Genomic DNA, 25,376 nt, shown 5'->3' on the forward strand with positions numbered 1-25,376 from the left:
ATTTAGATAAAATTACTGACAAGATTTCATACTACTTATACTTGTGGAGACGGGAATCTTGCGGCTTCAAAATGCGTACTATTTTCTACATTTGAAATAACTCCAGCTACGCTACTTTGTGCAAAAACCTCAACTATATCCCCTGCATTCAATTGAATTATCGATGAAACAGCTACAACATTAGCAAAGTTTATTGGGCCAAAAAAATCATTATCTATTGCAATTGCCGGATTCCCATTAACACGAATTTCTACCCGCGCTCTATAGTTCACGTTTAGAGTATTGGGAATGAACACAATTGTTCCAATAACAGAGTAAACACCTCTTGTCTTTGGTATAAAAATAGATGTTGCTGGGTTATATTCATTTGCTAAATCAAATTGTTCATTTTGGAATAAAACTTTAACAAATGTATTTGCTGGCAAATTTTGATTAACTGTACTCACAGCTCTAAAAGCAGATGCTCTTACAAGATTATATCCGTTATCATCAGAACAACAATTTACTTTTACATTAACCCAAGGCTTTTCCTCATGTTTTTTATCACATTCGTCATAGCTCTTACTGCTTTTATGACAATCACGATATTTCTTTTTGGAATCCTTACAATAATCATCGTAGTAATAAGACATACTAGATTCCTCCTTTCAATTTATTACTACATACTATGTAAGATAGATTAGATAAGTTTGGACGAGCTGTTACTATTTTTAATAGAATTACAAATCTCAGCATAATGGCAGAATACAACTAAAGTAAGCAACTGGAAAGCGATGCTTAGGAGTATAATAACAGTCTTTCTAACATTTTCATTATCTGTATTTTTAGCCATTATTTTGTTTGTGGTATATGGATTAAGTTAAAAAGAAAACCTTTAGGTATCCCTGAATAAACCTCAATATTCCGTCAATAATATAGACAACCCATTTCGAACCATATTCCATGATTGGAGCAGTTAGCTTTTACTAACTGCTCTTTTTTGTAAAAAACGAACTCAATTAACTGCACGCACATATAATATTCAGTGTTCCTTTCTTTATAAAATCGTCTTTACAAAATGAATCTCGTCACGAGAGCACTTTATTATGTGCTCGTTTTTATTTTTAAACTAACACAAAATGAAATTTTTACCACATAGCTAATTGTTAAATATTTTACGCTTATACATTATAATAGAATAGTTATTGTATATTGGCATTAAGAGGAGCGTCCGGATTAAGCGCTTCTCTTTTTTATACTGTAGGGTTTTGGTTAACATTCACTTATCTACCGTAAAATATATACAGATTTGAAACTTTATAGTAAAAACTTCCACACCCTTCATTTTAATTATATTAATATATCAAATGAAGAGTGTGATAAATTAATGGAACAACTTGACTTTAGTGCTTTAGAACAACCACTATTTTTGTTAGCACTTCAATTAGTTGCATTTGTATTGATCATTTATATCGTATATGGAATCTTACACAACACCATATTAAAATTAAATAGCCTAAATGGACTGCCCATGCGGTAGCTACGGTATTTTCCCTCGGTAGTGCCTATCAATCCTTTATGAATTTCATTTAAAAACATTTTTCTTTATTTCTCCCTTTTGTAGAGGAATCTATCCTTTACCGTGCAAAAACGTCAGGCAACTTAATTGGTTGCCTGACGTTTTTGCCGTTAGTTATTTTCAAATAACTATTTTGTTAAGTTTTGCTCCATCCATTTTTTATACGTCTTTCCGCTAAACATATTTGTCCAGAAAATCCTATATTATTGAACAGAATTATCGACTCTCAATTTACAATTTTCACTTTCAATATTGTAACCATCTATAATGGAACTATACTTTTTCAAGGGAGGAATCTAATGTATATATCAAATAGGATTGGCTTATTTAGCTGGATTGCAACTTGCCTATACTTTTTAATTGAACCTTTCTTTATTTTCACTTCTACAGCACCTTATAACTATTTGCATCATGCAATGAGTGACCTAGGTGTAACAACCTGTGGAGAATTCACCTACAAAATAGCGCCTTATGAAATATGCTCCCCTAATCACTTTTGGATGAATTTACTCTTTATTCTTAATGGAATAACATTTTGTATTGGAGTACTATATATTTCACAACATCTAGAAAAAACAAAAATTAATAAAATAGCAACATTTTTTATACTTATAATAGGAGTCTCTACTATAGTTTCAGGATTAATTCCTGCAGATATAAACCTAATTGGACATTCTATTCTAGTTTGGATAGGTATGCTTACTGTATTTCCAGGATTATTTATTTTTGCTAAGAATCTTAAAAAAGCAGGAAAATGGACATATTTCTGTTTACTAAGCTTAATAGTAATAACAATCCTTATCTCACTTGTTTTTCTTTTCCCCTTACCTGCAGGCCTACTACAAAGACTTTTTTACTTGGTTCTTTTCGTTTGGGGAACTGTATCAACCTACAAATTGATAAAATAAAGTTTTTATACAAAAGTGCACATTTATCAGGAACATACGTAAAATAATCATGATCAACTCAGTGGTAGTTATTGAGCACCTTTTATGGTGCTTTTTATTTGCGACTAAATAGGGATTTTATTTAAATTTCATAAAACTTCTCTTTACACAAATAAGTTCAAAATTATCTATTTAGCATATATAATACTTTTAAGCAGTTTAAATTCTATACATAGGTAATGGAGGCATTAAAATGGGGAGTATCCCAAATTCACTACCACAACAATCAATCTCAAAAATACAAATTAATTCTAAAAAGAATCCACAAACGAACAAAAAGCTAAGACGTCGTCTTTTATTAGCACTTGCTTTTATGCTACCTATGGTTATTTCCATTCAAATCTGCATTTATAAGCAAGAACAAATGATTCAAGAAAAACAAATTACACTAAATAAAGAAAAGAAAAAATTGTCTGAATTAGAAATCATAGGACGTTATTATGAAAACGATATTAAAACTTTAACAGAGAGCGAAGAAGGTATTTTAAAGTTCGCAAGGAAATTGTATGGATTCTCTAGACCTGATGAAACTATATTTCAAATAAATGAATAGTTTTTCAAGACATAAGCGATTGTCATTAATCATGAAGTGATTTAATGATAAAAAATACATACAATAAGTACCCTATACATCATATTAGATTAAATCTTATTAAAACAAAAAGGGATGTCCTAGTAACATATCTAGGACATCCCTTTATTTTTACTCATCTTAAAACATAACTTGTCTAAATTTCAAAATTCTATATATCTCTAACAATTAAACAAATATTAGAGATAGCTTCTACCTAAAACATCGTATTATTATTAGCTGCCTCATTTGGAATCTCTTGAATTACATCCCAATGTTCAACAATATTTCCATCTTTTATACGGAAAATATCCACTATAGCAACTCCCATATCTTGAGAATTAGTACGAGAATGTACATGAAGAGCAACTGTATCTCCTTCAGCTACTACACGTTTAATCTCTGCAGAGGAATTTGGATTTTTTACAAAGTCCTCCTTAAAGAAATCCATGAAGGCTTTTCGTCCATCAGCAACAAAAGGATTATGTTGCTTATAATCTTCACTTACATATTTAGGGATAATATCGATATTATGTTTGTTAAAAACTTCATTATAGAAATCAACTACCATCTTTTTATTCTTTTCTTTTTCTGTCACATTATCTTTCGATACCGATGCAGCATTCTCGCCCTTTATTGAATGACCTTTGGTATTACCAGTTGAAGCTTGAAATATCAAAGTTGACACAATTCCTAAAATAAACACAGAAATAATTATTACTATTAAATTTTTCTCTACTTTCATATATACCTACCTCTTCTAATTTTATAATTCATCTTCGTTAACACCTTTGATACAGGAAAAATTTTTCCCATAATGTGATGTAAGAGATATTGTTAGGAACACATTTATTCTAAAAATACTCCTTATACGAGGCAAGTTATAAACTAGTAATCCTAACTTAATACCTCATTAACAGTTGCACTGTCCACAATTTGAATAAACTTCTTAACCTTATCGTTCTCATCAAACTCATAAAGATGACAAAAATCTGCCACAAATGATTTCCCTGTTGTTTTATATGTTCCACTATATTTTCCATACACGATAACAGTATTGTTATTAAAAGCATAAATTTCATCTTTAGCGCTATAGTTATCCCATTCAGTTCCAAGACGTTCATGTACATTTTTCACTACTTCATCAGGACCTATATAAGTGCCTGCATATGGAAATCCAGCAGCTTCTGTTCAAGATACATTTTCACTTAAATACGTTTTGAAAGCATCCATTTTTCCCTCACCTGTTAACACATACGTTTCATGTAATAGTTTTTGATATTTATTCATAGCATTAACCCCAAGGCATTTCTTTTGTTACAACTTTTGCACTTAATTCTAATACACCTTTATTTGCATAGCCTGGATATGCTGCTTCAAGTATTGCTACAAAATCTTTTGAAGTTTTACTTTCCTCAGAAGCTTGAATTGCTGTTCCTAGATAATCCATTGTCGCAGTAAGTGCTTGATTATTTAGGGATTTTTCGATTGATCCATGGCTAGGTACAATTATGTCAGCATGTAATGCTTGTAACACTTTCAAGTTCTCAATCCACGCCTCCATCGCCGCTTTTGAGCTAGTATCCGCTAAGAATACATGTATTTCGTTAAATACATCAATACCACCAATTAATACTTTCAGCTCTTTATTAAATAAGCTAGTTCTGTATTGATCTAAGCCTACTAGTTCAAATGTTAGTCCTTGAAAATCAATCGTTTTTTCATTAAACACTTGAGGTAATACCACATTGCTTGGTGCATTTTCTCCAAGTGCACCTTTCCAAACTTTTAATTTTCCTAATACAGAATGAACAATATTTTCAACCGTAGACTCTGTTGCATATGCTATAGCTTCTGGGTATGCAGCTTTCATACTTTCTAACCCGAAATAGTAATCAGGATCCCCATGGATGATAAAGATTTTATCTAGAGATAAATTATTGTTTGTCAAATAATCCACAATTTCTTTCGAATCAGATTGCGTAAATTTTGAGTTTATTAAAAATGCATGTCCTGCTTTCTCAACTAAGGTTGCAGTGACCATGAAACTTTTTTCGTCTGAACTAAACACCGTCAATTTTACATCTTTTTGATTTGTATCGATTGTTTTAAACATAGAATGTTTCTCTCCTTTTGTTAAAGTTATTAAATAAATCACACATTTTTTCTTGTTCAAATAGAAACTCCCTATTCAATTCACCTGAAAGTGTGACAGCACAAACAATTATTCGGGAGATAAATGTCAGTTGGCGTAAGATAATATGTTTATTACTATGGCCTATAATAAAATTGGACTATTTAAATACAAATTGAAATCAACTATTATAAAAAAGGTTTAGTCCATTTACTTATAGTAGTTTTTCTTAAAACGTTACATGCAATTTACTGTAGCTTAAGATTTTTTAATATAAACTTTTAAAACGCGCTTCGATTTTATCTGGCGTCATTACCCCGCCACCAATAGGAATAATTTGATTATCTTTTTGTAAAAGTAATGAAGGATAACTATTAACACCAAGCTGTCGAACTTTATTGAAATCATTTTGGACATCTATTACTGTTTCTTGAGCGTTTAAGCGGTCTAATACTTGTTCAGGGTCCAAACCATGCTCGATTGCAATCTTACGATATGTCTCAGGATCACTTAGACTTTGTCCCTCATAATAAAACGCTTTTTGCATAGCCGAAGTGAATTCTAACAAACGGTCTGGAGCTAATGAGCGTAATGCCGAAAAACCAATTGCAGCATCTTTCGAATTCATTTTAAAAGTACCTTCTTCCATCAATTTTTGATATGAAGGACCAAATTCCGCACCTGTGAGTTGATTAATTCTTTTATTTCCCTCTTCTATATATGAGAAATTTTTCATTGGTAAATTATCTAAGAATAAACCTCCACATAAAACGGTTAACGGCATTTCAGTGTGGTTTTTGTAAAACCCTTTAATACTTTTTGAAAAGCCATAGCACCATCCACAATAAGCGTCCCATACATAAATAAGGTTATCTTGTTTCGTCTCCATTTAAATCTCCTACCTTTATTTTTATTATCCAGCTCAGCTAAATTTCGGGTTTATATAAGTACATCTTTTTATATCTTGTTCTTTTTTGAGTTACCTTAATATATTTTTCAAAACTAACCCTTTCAAAAAAGATTAAATTTGATTTTTAACAAAAGATAACTGTGCACATTTTTTTCAAAAAACAGACACCATATGTAACTTATTCGATTACACCTTTGTGTAACTATTCTAGTTACAACTAGTATATAAGTCAATTCTTTTTTTACAAAAACATTTAATTTCTATCCTAGAGCTTCCAGAATTCTAGTATCAAATACTTTTCTTCTTGTTCTTAAATTTGTCATAGTCCTTAGTAAATTAATCCCAAAACTTCTCAGAAAGAAACGCTCACTTTTTAATATGCTTTATATAAAAACTACAACATAACATATAATAAAAAACGGCGAACCCTACAGAAGAGGATTATTAACATATAAAGTGACAACCATTTTGTTAAAACCACAGGAATTCAACATTTTTGTTATGCCATATGTATAGTAAAAGGTATAGAGACCATTCATGTCCTGTACAAAAAAGCGAAGTCTTCAACCAAACTTCGCTTGTCATTGTATTATGAATTACAGGAATTATTGCTAAATGCCAAAAGTTTATTTCTTCAAACATAGATCTTTTTTATTTCAGCTAACTTTGCAAAAGAATTTGATCAAATATAATTAATTATTGATTAACCGCTTTAGCCACAAGGACTGCGTATGCTTCTGCACCTACATTGGTTAAATGAACACCATCAGGTGCAAAGTAGTCTTTCTTTCCAGCACTTGCTGCATACCAATCAACTAGAGTTACATTAGGATATTTAGTTACTGTTACTTTCAGTCTCTCGTTCACAATTGATTCCCACGGACGTGGCACTCTCGTATTAATAAATATTATTTTATGTTCGTTTCCAATTAATTTTATTAATGAAACAAGTTGCTCAGTAGTAAAGGCTCCATTTGTACCTAATCCGATAATGACATAGTTTCCTAAATTCCCTTCATTTTTTAACTGTTCAACTACTGGAATCGCTTTTGACAGCTGACGGCCAATTTGCGCATCAATCCTAATATCAGGAAAAGTATTTTTTAAATATGGAGTAATATCAATCATAACGGAATCACCTATCGCAGTAACTGTGAGTGGATTTTTAGGGTGTGCAGAATTTACTTCTTTTGATTCCCCTTGATTTAGAGGCGTTTCTTGATTTTGTTTTTCCCAAACAGCAACTGGATGTGGCGCCGGTTGTGTTTGTACTGCTTCCACCTTATCTTGTTGATAATTCCCCTTAGCCTTACTAGCATTTGATAAGCCTAAAACTGCTATTGACGTAAAGAATAATGAACAAACTAAAGCTAACTTAACACCTAAAGTGACATTTTGAAGTCTTAAGTTCTTAAACTGAATGTTCTGGAGCGCACCTTGTCGGATTGGTTTTTCGATAAACTTCCATGAAATTTGCGCAATCAATATTATTAGAAGAAATTGAAGGATTGCTCTTATTATTGAAAGATCACCTGCATTTACTTTTGGAGTCGTTAATGTCAGAATTGGATAATGCCAGAGGTATATGCCATACGATCTAATCCCTACCCAACGTAAAGGTCTAAATCGTAAAAATTGAGCAATGCGACTAGCTGGATGAGCTAGATTTGCCACTAACAATGCTGTTGCAATTGATAAGAGAACCATTCCTCCCTTGTATAGAAATGGATCATATTGATTGGTCTTCCAAAACATAGCCAAAATAATAATAAGAGCAATGCCACCCACTACATCAAGAATGAAACGCGCCTTCGGGATAATTTTATTAGCAAGCCTATTGCTTGGCCAAACTAAAGCAAGTACCGCTCCAATAAGTAATGAAAAGGCCCTCGTATCTGTACCATAATATATTCTGCTCGGATCAACTCCAGGTTCATACAAAATTGCCATTGCTAAAGCTGAAGCAAATGCTCCTAGACAAATCAACAAAATCATACGGGATTGTTTTTTTATGTAGTAAAGTCCTAAACTAATAATAAACGGCCAGACAACATAGAATTGTTCCTCGACTGCTAACGACCAAAAATGATTTAATGGCGAAATCTGGTTAAAATTATCAAAGTACGATAATTTATGATAAATATACCACCAGTTACTAACATAAAATAATGCCGCTAATGAATCTCCACGCATTTTTTCAAGTAAAGAGCTATGAAAAATCGTAATCCATGCCAATGTCATAACGAGCATAACAAGCATTCCTGGAAGCAATCTTCTTGCCCTACTAAGCCAGAATTTTTTCAAATCAATTCTCTTATTTCTCTTCCACTCCATGGCTAGAATATCTGTAATTAAATAACCTGAAAGTACAAAAAATACTGTAACTCCTAAAAACCCTCCAGGCATCCAATTAAAATTAATATGATACAAAATAACACCTAGTATAGCTAGACCCCTTAGACTGTCCAACCCTACCATATAACGACTATTTTTTTTAAAAGGTTTAGTCATCCTACATTCACCTCTATTTCTTGAAAACTAGGTTAATAATAACGTCATAAAATGCTATTAATTTCCTAAAATTGTATAAGCTATACCAATACAAACATCATTTTGTAAGGCTTTTTTTGATATTTACATGCACAGCAATAAATACTTTATCACGTTATCTGGCTCTGTTGTGAAAATTTTTATAGTAGGTGTTTTTACTCTTCCTAAAAAAGAGAAATTTGCCCATTCAAAAATTTATATACCGTGTGTCTTAAAGTAAAATTTTGATACGTTTTTACAGACATATCAAGGCCTGTGACATTTTGAACATAATCGATAATGCATATGTAAAGGATTTTGCATATAAAAACATTATAAAAAAGAAATATGTATAATTACATATTTCTCTTACTGATAAAGCGCCTTCATAGGAATCTTAACCAGTATAGCTATTGGTAATAATACATATAATATATTTAATTCTTTTGTTACCTGGATTATAAATGTATTCGGAATACAAAAAAGCGATTCTTTTCACATTAAAAAGGATCGCTTTCCAAGTTCATATTTTCAATTACATTACATAAAGAATTGAGAGATTATCAGTTAAAAGCATTAACGACAACTTCAGCCGCCTCTGCAATGAGTTGATTATCATAGGTAGCCCCTTTTTCATCTTTACTAGATAAAATTGCGACGATAATAGGTGCTCTATTTGGTGGCCAAACGATAGCAATATCATTTCTTGTCCCGTAACTTCCAGCTCCTGATTTATCTGCAACTACCCAATCAGTTGGCACGCCTGCACGAATAAGTTTGTCTCCTGTAGCATTACCTTTCATCCAATCTGTAAGAATTTTACGTTTTTCAGCTGGAAGTGCATTTCCGACCGTAAAAGTTTTAAGATTCGTAGCAATTGCTTTCGCTGTACTAGTGTCACGAATGTCTCCTGGAATAGCTTCGTTTAACTCTGTTTCAAAGCGATCAGACATAGTAACCCGATCCCCCATCTGTCTAAGCGCTTTTTCATACCCTTGCGGTCCGCCTATTTTATGAAATAAAATGTTCCCTGCAGTATTATCACTGTAACGAACAGCAGCCTCCGCAATTTCTCCTAGTGTCATTCCAGTATCTACATGTTTCTCTGTAACAGGTGAATAATCCACTAAGTCTTCTTTCGTAAATTTGATAACTTCATTTAATGTATCAATTGAGTTTTGCTGTAGTAATACTCCTGCCGCTAAAGCCTTGTAGGTTGATGCAAAGGCAAACCTTTCGTTAGGTCGATAAGAGATTGTTTGATTGGTACCAATATCAATCGCATATACACCTAATCGAGCATCAAATTTTTTCTCAAGTTGAGAGAACTCTTTATGCGTCGCCTGATTTTTATGTTTTATTTGTCCTTTCTTTTCTTTCGCTTCAACTTGCAGTGATCCTCCTGTAAAAGCTTCTAGGCTTGTAAGACTTAAACCTAATATACCAACGCATATTCCTATTTTTAGCAGCCTCTTGTTTTTCAAAATCATCATTCCTTTCAAGTTCTTAACACTTTTTTACTTACATATAATAGACAATCACCGAAATAAATTTGTTCCATAAACTTAAAAATTTTTATCGCTCGTATTACAGTTATTAATAAAATAAGAGATAACAACTATGACCGCTGCTATCTCTTATTTCACATTTCATCTTTTTACTTATAAATGCCTTTATACAAACAGGGGCTCTTCCCTGAGAAAAGTACACAAATTTTACTAATTTTGATTCGAAGTATCTGTACTAGCAGCTTCATCATGCATACGCTGCTTTTTCAAATCAAAGTATACATCTAAAACTTCCTTTCCAATTATAGAATTAATTCCACTTTTATCATTATGAAGCCACGGAACTACTACTGAGAATGCTACTTCTGGATTATCATATGGAGCATATCCAACTAACGTTAAGTTGTAACATTCCATACGTTCTCCTTTTGCATTTCTACCAATTGGATCATCTCCACCATACACAGTTTGGGCTGTCCCTGTCTTTCCTGCTGGTTTATATGGAGCATTTTTGAAATGCTTTACGCCAGTTCCATCCGCTTCTTGGAATACCCATCTAAACCCTTCTTTTATTCGATCAATATATTCTGTCTTCATATCAATCCGATTTAATACTACAGGCTCTATAGAACGAATAACTTTACCAACCTCTTCTTTAATTGATTGTTCTCGTATTTCTTGTACAATTTGAGGTTGCATTCTATAACCACCATTCGCAATCGTTGAAATATATTGAGCTAATTGCAATGGCGTATACGTATCATACTGACCGATAGAAAAATCTAGTAAAAAACCAGGTTGACTATCTACTTTTCTCGTTTGTCCAATTATTTCATTCGGTAAATCAATACCTGTTGGGACACCTAAACCAAATTGCTTGAAATAATAGCGCATCGTATCAAATGCTCCTTGTTTAATGTCCAATGAGCCATTTGGTACGTAATTAACTCCAGCAATTTTTAAAGCCGTCTGGAACATGTATACATTCGAAGATACTTGCAAAGCACGTAAATCATTAATATTACCAAATCCGGATACATTCCATGATTTCTTGGCTTGTGTACCTTTAAATTTCATCGGTGCATCATAAAATTGATCTCCTGGATGTATTGCTCCTGTCTCATATCCCGTTAATAAAGTAGCACCTTTTACAGCAGAACCTAGTTCATACGAAGTTGTCATGTTACCTAATGCCAAATCCTCAATCTCTAGTACTCCTTCTTTTTCTACAATCTTTTTGCCTGCCATAGATAAAATCTGTCCGTTATTTGGATTCATCATGACGACAAAAGCTCGATCGAGTAGCGGCTCAGAACTCTTAAAAGCTCTCAAGTTTTTCTCTATACTTTCTTCCACTTTCTTTTGTAATTCCATATCAATCGTTAATGTTAAACTTTTACCACTTTTTCCTTTAGAGATTATTTCGGTGTTTATAATGTTTCCTGCTTTATCAGTAACATTTTTCACTTCTTCTTTTGTACCAAGTAATACATCTTCATATCGCTGTTCAATATAACTTTTTCCGACACGATCATTCCGGTTATATCCACGTACTAAGTAAGAATCTAAATTTTCTTTTGGCAAACCTTCTTCGCTACTCGTAATATTTCCTAATACAGAACGAAATAAATTTCCGTTTACATAATTACGTTCCCAATCAACCGTCGCATCTACTCCTGGAAATTTCGCAAGGTTTTCACTTATCCGCGCATACTCTTCATCTGTTACATCCTTTTTAATAATTTGTGGTGTTAGTTGATAACCCGAACTCATTTTACTTTTAATAGCTAACACCTTTAAATCTTGTGCTGTTAATTCTGCCAATTCTCCTTCTGTAACGCGACCTCGCCTTAAGTCTTCTATTTTTTTATCTAACTCTTTTCCCTCTATATCCTTTTCTTTAAACGTTTCTATATCTTTCTTAGTAATCTTTGTCTCCGCACGTTTCGAATTCAACTGCATCCAAAAATCTTTTTTATCGATATCGGTTAATTTATTTATGTCTTGTTCGGGCATTTTAAGTACTTCCGCCAAGTCTTTTGCTGTTTTTAAAATAGCTTCACTCGTAATCCCCTTTACCCTTGTATACGTAATTGTGCGAAGAGGTTTATTATTAACGACTGTTTTCCCTTCTCGATCTAAAATTTGTCCACGTGGAACTGGAATACTAGTTATTGCATTTTGACTACTTTCCACTTGGTTCCTATAAGCCTCTCCCTCCACAATTTGTACTTTCCCTAGCTGCATAATAATAGCTGAGAATAGTAAAAATATGCAAAGGAACATGATATTTAACCGAATAGATATATATGTCTTCTGTTTCTTTCCTTTTTGTTCTTTCATAAATCCTCCATATAATTCTTCCGAAACTCCTCACTAATACTTAAACGTTCCCTATATATTTGAAACCATTATTCGGTTATAAATAGTGTCTTATCTTTTTTTCTAAATCTTTGTAAGTATTAATTCCTTTTTGTATAGCCGCGTAATTAATACATCTCCCTTCCTTTTTTCTCACTTGTTTTTTGTCGCTTGCAATGTGACTCATAATATATTTACACATAGGCTGACTAGTAACTTTTCATACTGATTATTCCTTTCTTCATGCTGTAGTACTTAATAGACAATCTAAATAATAAAGTTGTTCCACATTTACAAAAAAAATAATTAACTATAAGATGAAGTAGGCTACAAAAGGGAGGATTTTATGTTACATACAAAAATAAAAAAATGGGGATTTTTTGCGGTTCTTTCTATTGTAGGTTTGATTTTACTAATTTTATTTAAAATCAACTTCATTTCAGTTACTATCGCAACTTCTTCAGCCGAAAGAGGAAAAATCTTTGATCAAAATGGTGTAATACTAGCTACAAATAAGAAAGTTAAGTCTCTATATTGTACTTCTAATGATGAAAAGCTATCGAAACAAGATATATCAAACACATTAGCTTTTTTCGATCAATTTTCAAGTAAGTTTCAACATGATACTTCTTCAGAGAGCATAAAATCTCAATTACAACAATCTTGTAAAAAACAGACTATGCATGATATACCGTTATACTCTGATATAGCTGAGAATGAACTTGCATTCATAAACAAAAACAAACCGAATAATGTAATAATTAAAGATGAATGGATTCGATATTATCCTAAACATGAAATTGGTTCACAGGTAATTGGGTATGTAGAAAATAACCTTAATTCAAAGCATATGCCGGTTGGAAAAAGTGGGATTGAGCTGCAATATGAAGATGATTTAAAAGGAAAACCGGGTAAAACTCTTATTTTTAAAATGAATAACAAAGAGTTCTTATGGAACATTCAAAAAGTACAAAAAGGTAAGGATATCAGGCTAGCTTTAGATTCTAAATTGCAACAAAAATCAGAGGAAGCATTACGATCACAAATTAAGAAATTACCTGATGCTAAAGCTGGTTATGCTGTAGTGAGCGATACAAAAACTGGCACGATTTTAACTATGGCCAATTCAGCAGTTTTTGATCCAAATATATTACATACACATGTAACAACTAAAATAAATAACATAAAATCACTTTCGCAAAATAAAGCAATTCAAAAATTAAAATATGGTGAATCTTATGTAAATATGGCTTCTACTATAAAGCCACTTACTATTTTAATTGGATTAAACGAAAAGCTTTTTCAACCTGAAGATACGTATTTAGATAACGGTACTTTTGAGTATGATAATCAAAATAACATTACAAATGCACCCGGAACACCAACAGGTGAGATTACACCGAGGCAGGCTATCATTAATTCATCTAACACATTTATGACAGCAAAAGTAGCTCTTCCATTATTTAACCAACATAATGGCAATATAGAAAAAGTGGCACATATATGGACAGATTATTTAATGCAATTCGGCCTACGTTCTAAAACCGGGATTGATTTACCCTTTGAAGAAGACGGTCAGTATGAATTCCATCCTTCTAATAAGTTTGAAAATGGAATCTCCGCTTTATTAAATGCCTCGTGGGGCGGAAATGAAGTGCATACTCCTCTTCAACTCGCTCAATATGCAGCAACTTTAGCAAGTAAAGGTGATAAATATAAACCACAAATGGCAAGTGCTATTATTGGTCAAGATGGTAAAGAAACAAAAAAGTTTAAACCAATTTTAGAAAGTTCAAATCGTTACCCGACGAACTTTTGGAGTGTCGTACAAGGTGGAATGAGTCAAAATATAGAGGAGATTAAAAAGTTGCCCTTCGACGTCGCTGGTAAAACAGGTATTACAGGTTTTCCGAATGAGCAAGCAAGAATGATCAATCATTCTCTATTCATTGCATATGCTCCTACCGAAGATCCACAGATTGCCGTTTCTGTCGTTATTCCTGGTAGTAATTCAGAAAAAAACATTGCTGCTCTCGTTACATCAGAAATTTTAGAGTCCTGGAATACTCTTCAAAAAGAGAATAAAAACAAAAAGGAAGGTTCATTAAAGTGAACCTTCCTTTTTTACCAAATAGAATCTATATTTATTATTTTCCATTCACCTTCATTATTCTTTTCAAACATAAATGAGTATTTAATGTCAGTTAAAACATACTCTTTTTGTACATATCCAGTATTACCGTTAATTGTCGATATTTTTATATATTCATCCTTCTGCGCTTTTTCTGGAATCCAAGCTTTTACCATTTCATTAGATACTTCATATAAAACTTGTGATTCTCGCTTTGGTTCAGCTAAAATTTTCGTTTTATTTCCAGTAACAGTTGCATATATAAAATGAGGTTGCTTTGGTTGGTTACTTTCTGTCAATCCACTTGGTATTTTATATACATGTTTTGTATCATTTGCAAATTCTCCCCCCATTGTAAGTGCAACTTGCAACTCATGAAAAATATCTTCATCAAACTTCAATTCATCCTTCTTATAACTCTTCCCTTTAAATTGAACTTCATCGTTTAACGCTTTATACAATTCATTTTTATTTTTTACATTTGTACTTTGATATAACTCATTCATGAATTGTTTTAATGTTGGATCTTGAGCAGACTCATCTTTTGTTTTAGGCTTAATTTGTGTACTACTTTGTACCGGTGATTTATTATCATCAAGCCAAGGTTGTTGAACAAGAAAAAATAAAAATGTACAAGCTAAAACCACAACAATTGGCAATGCTTTTTTACGAAATCTTCTTGTTTGTTTTAGAGAGCCTCCCTCGTTACTTTCATATATAGATTGCTTTATTTTATAAATATATTCTTCTTCGTTTTTACGGTGTTCCATTGGGCCTTTTTTTAATTTTCTATACCAGTCAGGATTTTGTTTATTGTTCATCACTACTACCCTCCCCTATTAATTTTGAAACCTTACTTCTTGCTCTACTTAATCTAGATTTTACAGTTCCAATGGATACTCCTAGTGTTTCAGCCATTTCTTCATAAGATAATTCATATTTTGCGTCCAATATTATTATTTCGCGGTGCTTTTTAGGTAGTTTTAATACAACTTTCCAAACATCATTCATTTCTTCTTGCTTAAAAAATTCTTGTTCTGCCGACTGGGATTGCTTATCGTCACTAAAAAAACCTATTAAAGATATTCTTTTAAAATAAGATGATTTCAAATAGTTTATTGCCGTATTTCTTGTGATTTTTAATATCCACGTTTTAATAGATGACTCCTTTCGAAATGAATTCCAATTTTTAAATACCTTTATAAATACATCTTGCGTAATATCATCTGATAAGTGTGGATCTTTCGTAATAATAAATGAATAATTCCATACATCTTGCCAATAGTCTTTTATAACATCGTCCAGCTCATCATGATTACACTTTTCAATAAACGTCTGTTCCATTTCCACACCTCAAACTTATTTGAATAAACGTAAAACTACCCTCACTTTTATTATGGTTTCAATATATAGACAAGATACAAGTTTCATTTGTTCCATTTAGTTCGAGTTCTCCAATTGTATCTTTTTTAGATTTTTGATACAAAAAAGAACCCTTATACTAAGGGTTCTGCAACAGAAAATATGAAAAGCCCCCTGCGCAAGGGATTAGTTCATTCAAAAGCTTATTTAGAAGCATCATGTACAGGCAAACTACTAAAGATCAGTTCAGCAACTTTTACATATCCTTTTGAGTTTGGATGAATGAAATCCTTAGACCAAAGCGTATTGTCATTAACTAACTGATGATTCCAAAAGTCAATATGATGAAGCTGATGCTCTCTACTCAATGAAAGTATAACTTCATTTGCCTCTAATAATTGTTCTTTTAACACTTGTTTTTTTTCTGTAGAAAATGGAAGTCTGACTGTAAAATCTGGAAGGTTTGCTATCATAATATCAGCACCTGTTTTACTTAATGTATCTATCATACATTTCATATCTTCCTTATATGCATAATGATTCCAACGTCCTTTTAATACGTCGTTTGCACCTGCAATGAGGCTAACCAAATCTGGATTAAAAGTTAACGCCTTTTCCAATTGTTGCGAGCGAATTTCTCGCGTTACTAACCCACGCTTTGCAAAATTGGCATATTCTATATCGTTTACACACAGTTGAACAAAATGATCTACCCAGCTTTTTAATGCTATACCCTCAACTTCATCCCCTATCCCCTCTGTAAAACTATCACCAATCGCTACAAATCGCTTCCACATATGTATTCCCCCTTTATTATGAACCATATCTCTACTATACAATAGCTCGCAACGTCATTTGCAGCATGGAGTGCAATTTTTACGACTTTAATCGGAGCGATATCCGGAGCAATCTTTGCTACAATCTCTTTTAGAAATAAAAGCAAAAATGAAATACTTACATAAAAACGAATTTCTAATAAAACTCTATACAAAAAAGTAGCCTATAAAATTTTATAGGCTACTCTTCATTTTATGAATATTATTTAGCTAATTCTTTCGTACCTTTCATTACATCAACGAAGAATCCCCAGTTATTCACAACAGAAGAAATACTAATATGTTCATCTGGAGTATGGACGTTGAATATATCTGGACCGAATGAAATTGCATCTAATTCAGGCATCTTTTGAACGAATACACTACATTCAATCCCAGCGTGTACAGCGAAGATTTCAACATCTTTATTGTATTTTTCTTGATGTACTTTTTCAAATAAATTACGAATTTGTGAATTCGGATTGTATGGCCATTCTGGATACTCTGACTCTATTTCAAATGTTGCGCCAACTAATTCCGCAATACATTTAATCTCATCTGCAATATGTTGTTTTAAACTACTTACAGAACTTCTCACTTCGTTACGTAATTTAATTTCATCTTGCAACGTTTCAATAACACCTAAATTTGTTGAGCTTTCTACTAGACCTTTAATATCCATGCTCATACTTTGAATGCCGTTCGGAATTAAGAATAATGATGAAATAAGTTGCTTTTGTGCTTCTTTAGCGAATACTTTTTCTACTTTCTCATCTAATTTTGTAAGTGTAACATGAACATCTGGATCAACAGCACGCATTTCTTCTTGTAATACTCGTGTCCATGATTCTAACTTTTCTTCTACCTTCTCTACATCTTCTGTACGTAATAAAATTGTAGCTACACTTTCACGCGGAATTGCATTCGTTTTTAATCCACCGTGAACTTCACTTATATCAAATTGAATATTTACTGATAAATCATGTAATACTCGTCCTAATACTTTGTTCGCATTACCACGTTGTTTATCAATTTCCATACCAGAATGTCCGCCTTTTAGACCGCCAACATATAAACGGTATGCATCCATATTCGCTGGTGCTTCATCCCAAATTACTGGAATCGTTTCAACAGCTTTCGCACCACCTGCGCTACTTACAAGCAATTTATGATCTTCTTCAGAATCAATATTAATAAAAATCTTTCCTTCAAAATGATTTGAATCAACAGCGAAAGCTCCGCCCATTGTCGTTTCTTCTTCAGTAGTAATAACTACTTCTAGTGCTGGATGTGGAAGGTCTTTTGAATCTAATAAAGCTAATGCATATGCAACTGCAATACCATTATCAGCTCCTAAAGTCGTTTGATTTGCATATAACATGTCCCCGATAATTCTTAATTCAATTGGATCTTTTTCAAAATCATGTACGGTTGCTTGATTTTTTTCGCAAACCATATCCATATGACCTTGAATGATAATAGCTGGTACATTTTCATAACCAGCAGTTGCTTCTTTTTTAATAATGACATTTAATGCTTCATCTTGAATCACTTCTAAATTACGCTCTTTCGCAAAGCCAACTAAAAAATCACTAATTTCCTTTTCATTACCTGATCCTCTAGGAATCTTTGAAATTTCTGCAAAATGATAAAATACAGGGTGCTTTGTTAATTGTTCTAAAGTAGAATACATTTTTAAGCTCCTCTCAAAATAACAAAATAATATGTAAGTCTTTTATCATTATACCATGATTCATAATTTTACTTTTCTTTTAACTTTTAATATGATGTTCATTTTATGTACAACACTATTACAACATTGTAAGGATGTTGTAATCTATATCGATTTTTCTCATTTCACAATAATCATATACTGTGTAAAGAAACAAATTGAAGGAGATAAAGAAAATGAAACAGTTTGTAGCAATTATTACACTATGTTTATTATTTTCTAGTTTTACTATTGGCTGTGAGAGAGCATCACTAAATCGAATTGGTACAGATGTATATTACGTACAGATACAAGGCGAGGGAACTATCGAAAAAGTTGAAGGTAAAAACTTAAGAAACTACACACTGCCTGCTTATGACGAAGACGGAGTAAAAAAACAAATTACATTTAGAAGTAAGAAAGCATCAAACGAACAGAAATTAAATGAAAATGCATTTTTATGTCTTTATGTAAATCAAGATGATAAGAGCAAAAATGAAATCTCATCAATTGAAGTGAAGTCATATGAAGAGGTTCAGGAAGCTGAGTTACCTGCAAAAGTAAAAGAAAAATTAAATGCTAAATAAAAAACAAAAGAAAATGCTCTATGCATTTTCTTTTGTATTTTTCACCCGTATATATTTTGAACTGCTATTATTCATCAGTTTCTCTAATCGATTTATATTTTCCGTTAATGCACCTTTCACAAGAGAGAAATCTGTATTCGGTTCTTCTTTTTTTTCTTTAAAAAACGAAGACTTTTGTACATTTACTTCAGCCATCTCTTCTCCCCCTCTTCAAAAATATACAATCTTCTATTTATATTATATCGTAAATGTAAACAGCATGTACAAGTATCATTTTCTTTTTAATTCATCTTCTAATTCTTCTACTTGCTGTAATGTATCTCCTTTTATTAACGAGAAATCTGTTGTATCTTCATTATCTTCTTTAAAAAAATCATTGTCATCATTTTTTATCACTACAATCACCTCTACGTGTTAGTGTAGGAATGATTGTCCGATTTTATACAAGTTTGTCTAAATTCGCTTTACCTTTATGTATAAGTGAAAAGGACAGAAAAAATTTCTGTCCTTATTTACTAAAATAACTATGATGTATTGTTAAATTATATACATTTTCAAAATCTCGATCTTGCAGGTTATTTTTCTTTCCATCAATAACAATGAAAACATCACTCACTATTTTTGCTGGTATAATTCCGACATTTTCTACTTGTACTGCTTTCTGCTCATTCAATTGCTCAATGTACTCTAACGGAATCATAGTACTAAATTGAGAACGGATACCACGAAAGTTTGTATTTAATTCCTTTGCCGCTTCAAATACAACAATTTTTGCTCCAATCTTTTCCCCATACGAATCTAAAAATGCGTTTAAGCTTTTTGTGTATTCTTCCTCCGTATGCCATTCCATCGTACCGAACACTGCTGGATTGACATTTTGAATGATTGTTGTGTATATTTCTCCCCTTGCTTTAGAAGCAATTAATGACCGTTTTATCGATTGAACCGTCTTGCCGATATCGCTAAATTTCGCTCCCCATATTTCTGAAATATTAGGTGTTAAAATAAATGCAATATCAACGAAAATAACCATTGCAGTGAACATTAAAAGATTTTTCCAGAGGGTTAAATCAATTCCTTTTATCATGAAATACACGGTGACTGATATTATAAACAACCCATACCAAGTCTTTCTAATACGTTGCTTCTTCTCCTCGTACAACTCTTCGTTTTTCCAATAAAAGAAAACAAGTACTAGAAAAACGATTGCTAAAATAAATAAGCCGATTCGAATGTTAGAGATCACCAATGACATCACCCTCCATTCAAAAACTACTCACGATATCATTACATGCACAAGCAACTCTCTTTATGACAAAAGACGTGGACAAGCTTCTAAATTTAGTTACATCGCATATACATTAGAAGGTACCACGTCTTTTACCTTGAATCTACATTGTATATGTAGACAAGCATGTGTTTCAAATTTTCATGTTAAAAAGAAATATGTTTCGGAATTTCCCCTTCAGGTACTTCTCCATCCATACTTAAGTAATAATGACGAATTGGACGTAAATCATCGTCTAATTCATACACGAGTGGTATGCTCGTTGGAATGTTTAATGAAACGACACCATCGCTTGAAAGGTTATCTAAATATTTTACTAGCGAGCGAATTGTGTTACCATGTGATGAAATGATTACTTTGTTACCATTCTTTAATTTCGGCGCAATTTCTGAATGCCAATAAGCAAGTACTCTTTTCTCCGTATCCACTAAACATTCTGTCAATGGAAACTCACCTTTTTTCAGTGCTTTATATCTTGGATCATTCATTTCATACCTGGGATCATCCTCAGTAAGAGCCGGTGGTCTTACATCAATACTTCTTCTCCAAATATGAACTTGCTCCTCACCATATTTTTGCGCGGTTTCATCTTTATTCAAACCTTGCAATGCACCATAATGTCTTTCATTTAGCTTCCAAGATTTATGTACTGGCACCCAGGCAAGATCCATCTCATGAAGTACAATCCATAACGTCCGAATTGCTCGTTTTAATACAGATGTATAAGCTACATCAAAAGTATATCCGTTTTTCTTTAATATCGCTCCTGCTTCTCTCGCTTCACTTAATCCATTCTCTGATAAATCTACATCTGTCCATCCAGTAAAGCGATTTTCAAGATTCCATAAACTCTGTCCGTGACGAATAAGTACAAGTTTTATCATAATAATTCCCCTTTCGGAAATGTGAATTTTATTGTTCCATTGCGTACACGTATAAAGTATCTAGTAATGTATCTTTTTATCCATTCACTCTATGACCAAATCATAGTTGCCAAATGTATGGATAAAATTTGTTCTTTTTCAAACGATAAAAACAGAAGTTTTTTCATTATTTTTGATCGACTGGTATTTCCCGTTTCGATATCCAAGCGTCAAAACCTGATCGGCTATTTGCCATTTCATTCATAACTTGATGCCAATTTTCTTCACACGATTCACCAAATTTTGAAAAAATAGCACCCATTTGTTGCCTTTGTACATCGCTCAGTTTTTTCTCTAAATCGGTACCTTTTTCTGTTAAAGATAACTGTTTCACACGGCGATCATGTGTAGCTTCATTACTCTCAATTAAGCCCTTTTCCACAAGTTGTCGTAATGGTCCGTGAAGAGCTTGTTTACTTATTTCTAGTAGTGATAATAACTCATTTACACTTATCCCTGGAAAGCGTGCGATAAAAAATAAAATTCGATGATGTACTCTTTGAATACCATACTCTTTTATAATTTCATCTGGCTTTTCAGTAAATGTTTTATATGCAAAGTAAAATAAGGCTAATGCTTCATTCATCTGTTCTTCTTTATGTTGTGTCATCTACTTTCCCCCTGTATGTAAATTATACCACATTCTCGTAATGAATTTTTAAATCCATACTCTAGAGCTACTTTCGTTTATTACAAGACAGCAAAACAACGAGGAGATGATTCACTTGAAAACGCAATATACTGTTAGTACTTATTTATTAGACCGACTAAGCGAATTAGGAATTGAACATATTTTTGGTGTCCCTGGTGATTATAATTTGGCTTTTTTAGATGATGTAATAGCACATGAAAATGTAGAGTGGATTGGCAATTGTAATGAATTAAATGCGGCATATGCTGCAGATGGATATGCTCGTATAAAAGGAATCGGTGCTCTTATTACCACCTTTGGCGTTGGGGAATTAAGTGCCATTAACGGAATTGCTGGTTCATATGCTGAAAATGTACCCGTTATAAAAATAACAGGTACGCCAACAACAACTGTAATGGAAAATGGAGAGCTCGTTCATCATACGTTAGGCGACGGAAAGTTTAATCACTTTTCCAATATGTATCGAGAAATTACCGTTGCACAAACTAATTTAACCCCAGAACATGCTGCTGAGGAAATTGACCGTGTGTTACGTGCATGTTGGAATGAAAAACGCCCTGTTCATATTAATTTGCCGATTGATGTGTATAATAAACCAATTAATAAACCTACAGAACCAATTTTACATAAACCGATTTTAAGTAATAAAGAAACACTGGATAAAATGCTTCTACATGCCATTTCAAAAATAAATAGTGCAAAGAAACCTATTATTTTAGCTGATTTTGAAGTGGATCGTTTTCATGCTAAAGAATATTTATATCAATTTGTAGAAAAAACAGGGTTTCCTATTGCAACGTTAAGTATGGGAAAAGGAATATTTCCAGAAAAACACCCTCAATTTATAGGGATTTATACTGGTGATGTAAGTTCTCCATACTTGCGTAAAAGAATTGATGAATCTGACTGTATTATTAGTATTGGTGTGAAGTTAACTGATACTATTACAGGTGGCTTCACACAAGGTTTTACGAAAGAACAAGTTATTGAAATTCATCCCTACACTGTGAAAATTACAGATAAAAAATACGGGCCAGTTGTAATGAAAGATGTTTTACAACAGTTAAGTGATGTAATTAAGCATCGAAATGAAGAAACGCTTGATATTAAGCCATTTATTTCAGAATCACTACCTATAACAGAAGAGTTCAATCCAAAAGCACAAATGGTTACACAAAAACGTTTTTGGCAACAAATATACCATTTCTTACAAGAAAACGACGTCTTACTTGCAGAGCAAGGAACACCTTTCTTTGGTAGTGCCGCTATCCCTTTACCAAACAATACTACATATGTAGTGCAACCATTATGGGGATCGATCGGCTATACGTTACCTGCTCTACTTGGTACACAGCTCGCTAATTTATCGCGGCGCAACATTTTAATTATTGGTGATGGTTCTTTCCAATTAACTGTCCAAGAGTTATCGACCATGCTTCGTCAAAATTTAAAACCAATTATATTTTTAATTAATAACAATGGTTATACTGTTGAACGTGCAATTCATGGTCAAAACGAACCGTATAATGATATACAAATGTGGGAGTACACAAAACTAGCGAACGTATTCGGAACAGAAGAAAAAAGCCTAACATGTAAAGTAGAAAATGAAACAGAGTTACAAGAAGTCTTAACTAAAATAAGTATTGATAAGGATCAACTTACCTTTGTTGAAGTTGTAATGAGCCAAGGGGATCAGCCTGAACTGCTAGCTAAACTTGGGAAAAGATTCGGCCAACAAAATTCTTAATATAAAAAGCATAACCTAATTATATAAAAGGAAAAGAATGGAAAGTTCCACCCTTTTCCTTTTATATATACTATTTTAAGAACCTTCTTCGACTAACGTCTCGTGTGACAAGTCAAAATTCTTAATCAACCTTTAACTTTATAGCTTTTGTAGCAATAAATGTTTTAATATGCTTATCTAATATCCTTGTTCCACCAAAATCATCCTCATAAAAACCTGTTATAATAAAACCCGCTTCAATTTGGCCTTGGATTTGATCTTCTAGTGTATGCGCATATTCTATTGTTTGATTTGAATCGATGTAATCTTGAACTTCATCCTCTGGTAAATAATCCAATGTCGATGAAGGGATTGAATGTTTTACATCAAGAATACCTTTTTGTTCTTGATTATCATCAAAAATCCATAGTAACGGATTTGTAAATCCAGAAATGAGAATACCTTTATTCTTTAAAACCCTTGAAACTTCATTCCATACAAGATGTACATCTTGTACAAATAAATTAGAAACAGGATTTACAACAATATCAAAATATTCATCCTCAAAATCACTAAGGTCTGACATATCTCCTTGAACTGTTTTTAAAGTTAACCCATCCCGTTCTGCTACCTTTTTATCTTGTTCCAACTGCTTTCTTGATATATCAGTAACTGTTACATCCGCCCCAGCAGCAGCTAGAACAGGTGCTTGTTGCCCTCCACCTGACGCTAAGCAAAGTATCTTTAATCCATCTAATGATTTTGGAAACCAATCTCTAGGAACTGATTTTTCTGTGGTAACTGTGATTTCCCATTCACCTGATTTACTTCTTTCAATAACCTCGCTACTTACAGGTTGTGTATATCTAGAACCTTCTTCAACCTTTTTATCCCATGCATTACTGTTTTGTTGAGTTGTATCCATTATAACTATTCCCCCTAGCTATCTTGTTACATTTTAAGTGTAAGATCATTTACTATTTATGCTTTTTTCTATTAACCTAACCAATAATTAATACATATTTTTCTATATTTATATTAACAGATAAAAAGTAGTAAGAAAAATGAAATATTCTAAATAGAAAAAATACAAATTCATTTAAACAAATAAAAAGGCATTCCAAACTTGTTGACGGTTGGAACACCTTTTTATTTGTTATTTAAATTTTCAACCTCTTAACTACACCCATTAAACAAATCAATTACAATTTATTCCGCAAGCGTTAACTGCCAAGACACACCATACTTATCATTTAACCAACCAAATCTTTTGCTAAACGGATAGGCACCTAAAGGCATAAGTACTGCTCCATCCTCCGCTAGTTTATTAAAAGCTGTTTCAATTTCTTCTTCCGTATCACAAGTTACATAAAGAGACATAGCTGGAGTGAACGTAAAATTATGATTTACATAACTATCAATACACATAAACTCTTGGCCATTTAGCGTAAACGTTGCATGAATGACAGTACCCTCTTTACCAGGTCCGTTTTCATCGTAACGAGAGATATTTACAATTTCTGATTGATCGAATAGCGACGTGTAAAAATTCATTGCTTCCTCAGCTTTTCCTTCAAACATTAAAAACGTAGTAATTTTTTGATTTGTGTTACTCATTTAGAGACAACCCCTTGTTATGTATTTATGCAAAATATACATC

At 32.6% G+C, this 25,376-nt stretch carries 23 protein-coding genes and 3 pseudogenes; 7 read left to right on the forward strand and 19 right to left on the reverse strand.

Translation table 11 applies throughout. The features are described 5' to 3' along the window. Positions 1–35 precede the first annotated feature (35 nt). On the reverse strand, positions 36–632 hold the full coding sequence (locus tag QCI73_RS14915) for a complement C1q domain-containing protein (protein ID WP_353823247.1): 597 nt from the start codon (positions 630–632) through the stop codon (positions 36–38). A gap of 734 nt (positions 633–1,366) precedes the next feature. On the opposite strand from QCI73_RS14915, the pseudogene QCI73_RS14920 reads away from it, so the two are divergent. The 3 genes and pseudogenes from QCI73_RS14920 to QCI73_RS14930 all read left to right on the forward strand — a co-directional run bounded on the left by QCI73_RS14920 (position 1,367) and on the right by QCI73_RS14930 (position 3,058). Further along, a pseudogene (locus tag QCI73_RS14920) lies at positions 1,367–1,572 on the forward strand (hypothetical protein). A 285-nt stretch (positions 1,573–1,857) separates the two neighbouring features. Beyond that, positions 1,858–2,466 carry a DUF998 domain-containing protein gene (locus QCI73_RS14925; protein WP_048554411.1) on the forward strand — a complete coding sequence of 203 codons (609 nt, stop codon included), beginning with the start codon at positions 1,858–1,860 and terminating at the stop codon, positions 2,464–2,466. Between the two features lie 232 nt (positions 2,467–2,698). Next, a complete protein-coding gene (locus QCI73_RS14930; RefSeq protein WP_353823248.1) occupies positions 2,699–3,058 on the forward strand; it encodes an FtsB family cell division protein in 360 nt (119 codons plus the stop codon). Between the two features lie 235 nt (positions 3,059–3,293). Here QCI73_RS14930 and QCI73_RS14935 read toward each other — a convergent pair whose 3' ends face one another. From QCI73_RS14935 to QCI73_RS14955, 5 genes and pseudogenes are all read right to left on the reverse strand, one after another. Further along, positions 3,294–3,821: a nuclear transport factor 2 family protein gene (locus QCI73_RS14935; protein WP_000861923.1), complete on the reverse strand. Its 528-nt coding sequence runs from the start codon at positions 3,819–3,821 to the stop codon at positions 3,294–3,296. 152 nt (positions 3,822–3,973) lie between these two features. Beyond that, positions 3,974–4,366 (reverse strand): annotated as a pseudogene (locus tag QCI73_RS14940) (nuclear transport factor 2 family protein). Between the two features lie 4 nt (positions 4,367–4,370). Continuing rightward, positions 4,371–5,192 carry an MBL fold metallo-hydrolase gene (locus tag QCI73_RS14945; RefSeq protein WP_306183052.1) on the reverse strand — a complete coding sequence of 274 codons (822 nt, stop codon included), beginning with the start codon at positions 5,190–5,192 and terminating at the stop codon, positions 4,371–4,373. 286 nt (positions 5,193–5,478) lie between these two features. Continuing rightward, positions 5,479–6,099 (reverse strand): DsbA family protein, encoded by a 621-nt coding sequence (locus QCI73_RS14950; protein ID WP_353823249.1) that lies wholly within the window; start codon positions 6,097–6,099, stop codon positions 5,479–5,481. Positions 6,100–6,816: 717 nt separating this feature from the next. Next, on the reverse strand, positions 6,817–8,631 hold the full coding sequence (locus QCI73_RS14955; protein WP_353823250.1) for an acyltransferase family protein: 1,815 nt from the start codon (positions 8,629–8,631) through the stop codon (positions 6,817–6,819). Positions 8,632–9,037: 406 nt separating this feature from the next. Here QCI73_RS14955 and QCI73_RS14960 point away from each other — a divergent pair. After that, positions 9,038–9,205: pseudogene (locus QCI73_RS14960) on the forward strand (undecaprenyl-diphosphatase); the annotation flags it as partial. Positions 9,206–9,212: 7 nt separating this feature from the next. Here the strand turns inward: QCI73_RS14960 and bla are convergent. Beyond that, complete coding sequence (gene bla / locus QCI73_RS14965; protein ID WP_412676132.1) at positions 9,213–10,139, reverse strand: class A beta-lactamase Bla1; 927 nt, start codon at positions 10,137–10,139, stop codon at positions 9,213–9,215. A 228-nt stretch (positions 10,140–10,367) separates the two neighbouring features. Beyond that, a complete protein-coding gene (locus QCI73_RS14970; RefSeq protein WP_353823251.1) occupies positions 10,368–12,500 on the reverse strand; it encodes a peptidoglycan D,D-transpeptidase FtsI family protein in 2,133 nt (710 codons plus the stop codon). A gap of 364 nt (positions 12,501–12,864) precedes the next feature. Between QCI73_RS14970 and QCI73_RS14975 the strand changes: the two genes are divergently transcribed. Further along, the gene (locus QCI73_RS14975) at positions 12,865–14,631 is read left to right on the forward strand and encodes a peptidoglycan D,D-transpeptidase FtsI family protein (RefSeq protein ID WP_353823252.1); all 1,767 of its coding nucleotides are present in this window, start codon (positions 12,865–12,867) and stop codon (positions 14,629–14,631) included. A gap of 11 nt (positions 14,632–14,642) precedes the next feature. Here the strand turns inward: QCI73_RS14975 and QCI73_RS14980 are convergent, their stop codons facing one another. The 4 genes from QCI73_RS14980 to pepD form a co-directional block, all read right to left on the reverse strand. Further along, complete coding sequence (locus QCI73_RS14980) at positions 14,643–15,470, reverse strand: SH3 domain-containing protein (RefSeq protein ID WP_327924246.1); 828 nt, start codon at positions 15,468–15,470, stop codon at positions 14,643–14,645. Next, positions 15,460–15,993, reverse strand: a complete 534-nt coding sequence (locus QCI73_RS14985) for an RNA polymerase sigma factor (protein ID WP_000438318.1) — start codon at positions 15,991–15,993, stop codon at positions 15,460–15,462. Before QCI73_RS14985 ends, QCI73_RS14980 begins: the two co-directional genes overlap by 11 nt. A gap of 221 nt (positions 15,994–16,214) precedes the next feature. Then, a complete protein-coding gene (locus tag QCI73_RS14990) occupies positions 16,215–16,808 on the reverse strand; it encodes an SGNH/GDSL hydrolase family protein (protein WP_098924752.1) in 594 nt (197 codons plus the stop codon). A gap of 241 nt (positions 16,809–17,049) precedes the next feature. Continuing rightward, positions 17,050–18,519 carry a beta-Ala-His dipeptidase gene (gene pepD / locus QCI73_RS14995; RefSeq protein ID WP_327924248.1) on the reverse strand — a complete coding sequence of 490 codons (1,470 nt, stop codon included), beginning with the start codon at positions 18,517–18,519 and terminating at the stop codon, positions 17,050–17,052. 215 nt (positions 18,520–18,734) lie between these two features. Here pepD and QCI73_RS15000 point away from each other — a divergent pair, with 215 nt between their 5' ends. Beyond that, positions 18,735–19,124: a YxeA family protein gene (locus tag QCI73_RS15000; protein WP_327924249.1), complete on the forward strand. Its 390-nt coding sequence runs from the start codon at positions 18,735–18,737 to the stop codon at positions 19,122–19,124. Between the two features lie 18 nt (positions 19,125–19,142). Here the strand turns inward: QCI73_RS15000 and spoIISB are convergent, their stop codons facing one another. The 5 genes from spoIISB to QCI73_RS15025 all read right to left on the reverse strand — a co-directional run bounded on the left by spoIISB (position 19,143) and on the right by QCI73_RS15025 (position 21,945). Then, positions 19,143–19,319, reverse strand: coding sequence for a stage II sporulation protein SB (spoIISB, locus tag QCI73_RS15005; protein WP_353823253.1), 177 nt, complete (start codon positions 19,317–19,319; stop codon positions 19,143–19,145). A 75-nt stretch (positions 19,320–19,394) separates the two neighbouring features. Continuing rightward, on the reverse strand, positions 19,395–19,520 hold the full coding sequence (locus QCI73_RS15010; protein ID WP_327924250.1) for a D-alanyl-D-alanine carboxypeptidase: 126 nt from the start codon (positions 19,518–19,520) through the stop codon (positions 19,395–19,397). 112 nt (positions 19,521–19,632) lie between these two features. Beyond that, complete coding sequence (locus QCI73_RS15015) at positions 19,633–20,370, reverse strand: type II toxin-antitoxin system SpoIISA family toxin (protein ID WP_353824112.1); 738 nt, start codon at positions 20,368–20,370, stop codon at positions 19,633–19,635. Positions 20,371–20,558: 188 nt separating this feature from the next. After that, positions 20,559–21,296, reverse strand: coding sequence for a 2,3-diphosphoglycerate-dependent phosphoglycerate mutase (gene gpmA / locus QCI73_RS15020; protein ID WP_001980023.1), 738 nt, complete (start codon positions 21,294–21,296; stop codon positions 20,559–20,561). A 166-nt stretch (positions 21,297–21,462) separates the two neighbouring features. Next, entirely contained in the window at positions 21,463–21,945 is a 483-nt protein-coding gene (locus QCI73_RS15025; RefSeq protein WP_000191902.1) for a MarR family winged helix-turn-helix transcriptional regulator, read from the reverse strand. 106 nt (positions 21,946–22,051) lie between these two features. On the opposite strand from QCI73_RS15025, the gene QCI73_RS15030 reads away from it, so the two are divergent. Continuing rightward, positions 22,052–23,737, forward strand: a complete 1,686-nt coding sequence (locus QCI73_RS15030) for an alpha-keto acid decarboxylase family protein (protein ID WP_327924252.1) — start codon at positions 22,052–22,054, stop codon at positions 23,735–23,737. 121 nt (positions 23,738–23,858) lie between these two features. On the opposite strand, the gene QCI73_RS15035 is transcribed toward QCI73_RS15030, so the two are convergent. Next, positions 23,859–24,641: a class I SAM-dependent methyltransferase gene (locus QCI73_RS15035; protein ID WP_353823254.1), complete on the reverse strand. Its 783-nt coding sequence runs from the start codon at positions 24,639–24,641 to the stop codon at positions 23,859–23,861. Between the two features lie 284 nt (positions 24,642–24,925). After that, the gene (locus QCI73_RS15040; RefSeq protein WP_044791804.1) at positions 24,926–25,333 is read right to left on the reverse strand and encodes a VOC family protein; all 408 of its coding nucleotides are present in this window, start codon (positions 25,331–25,333) and stop codon (positions 24,926–24,928) included. Between the last annotated feature and the right edge of the window lie 43 nt (positions 25,334–25,376).

The organism is Bacillus cereus group sp. MG16 (assembly GCF_040459875.1).
In the GTDB taxonomy this organism is placed as follows: Bacteria; Bacillota; Bacilli; order Bacillales; family Bacillaceae_G; genus Bacillus_A; species Bacillus_A paranthracis.

Coding starts and splice junctions, on each gene's coding strand:
- QCI73_RS14915 (WP_353823247.1), bottom strand. CDS start 632: ATGTCTTATTACTACGATGATTATTGTAAGGATTCCAAAAAGAAATAT.
- QCI73_RS14925 (WP_048554411.1), top strand. CDS start 1,858: ATGTATATATCAAATAGGATTGGCTTATTTAGCTGGATTGCAACTTGC.
- QCI73_RS14930 (WP_353823248.1), top strand. CDS start 2,699: ATGGGGAGTATCCCAAATTCACTACCACAACAATCAATCTCAAAAATA.
- QCI73_RS14935 (WP_000861923.1), bottom strand. CDS start 3,821: ATGAAAGTAGAGAAAAATTTAATAGTAATAATTATTTCTGTGTTTATT.
- QCI73_RS14945 (WP_306183052.1), bottom strand. CDS start 5,192: ATGTTTAAAACAATCGATACAAATCAAAAAGATGTAAAATTGACGGTG.
- QCI73_RS14950 (WP_353823249.1), bottom strand. CDS start 6,099: ATGGAGACGAAACAAGATAACCTTATTTATGTATGGGACGCTTATTGT.
- QCI73_RS14955 (WP_353823250.1), bottom strand. CDS start 8,631: ATGACTAAACCTTTTAAAAAAAATAGTCGTTATATGGTAGGGTTGGAC.
- bla (WP_412676132.1), bottom strand. CDS start 10,139: ATGATTTTGAAAAACAAGAGGCTGCTAAAAATAGGAATATGCGTTGGT.
- QCI73_RS14970 (WP_353823251.1), bottom strand. CDS start 12,500: ATGAAAGAACAAAAAGGAAAGAAACAGAAGACATATATATCTATTCGG.
- QCI73_RS14975 (WP_353823252.1), top strand. CDS start 12,865: ATGTTACATACAAAAATAAAAAAATGGGGATTTTTTGCGGTTCTTTCT.
- QCI73_RS14980 (WP_327924246.1), bottom strand. CDS start 15,470: ATGAACAATAAACAAAATCCTGACTGGTATAGAAAATTAAAAAAAGGC.
- QCI73_RS14985 (WP_000438318.1), bottom strand. CDS start 15,993: ATGGAACAGACGTTTATTGAAAAGTGTAATCATGATGAGCTGGACGAT.
- QCI73_RS14990 (WP_098924752.1), bottom strand. CDS start 16,808: ATGTGGAAGCGATTTGTAGCGATTGGTGATAGTTTTACAGAGGGGATA.
- pepD (WP_327924248.1), bottom strand. CDS start 18,519: ATGTATTCTACTTTAGAACAATTAACAAAGCACCCTGTATTTTATCAT.
- QCI73_RS15000 (WP_327924249.1), top strand. CDS start 18,735: ATGAAACAGTTTGTAGCAATTATTACACTATGTTTATTATTTTCTAGT.
- spoIISB (WP_353823253.1), bottom strand. CDS start 19,319: ATGGCTGAAGTAAATGTACAAAAGTCTTCGTTTTTTAAAGAAAAAAAA.
- gpmA (WP_001980023.1), bottom strand. CDS start 21,296: ATGATAAAACTTGTACTTATTCGTCACGGACAGAGTTTATGGAATCTT.
- QCI73_RS15025 (WP_000191902.1), bottom strand. CDS start 21,945: ATGACACAACATAAAGAAGAACAGATGAATGAAGCATTAGCCTTATTT.
- QCI73_RS15030 (WP_327924252.1), top strand. CDS start 22,052: ATGATTCACTTGAAAACGCAATATACTGTTAGTACTTATTTATTAGAC.
- QCI73_RS15035 (WP_353823254.1), bottom strand. CDS start 24,641: ATGGATACAACTCAACAAAACAGTAATGCATGGGATAAAAAGGTTGAA.
- QCI73_RS15040 (WP_044791804.1), bottom strand. CDS start 25,333: ATGAGTAACACAAATCAAAAAATTACTACGTTTTTAATGTTTGAAGGA.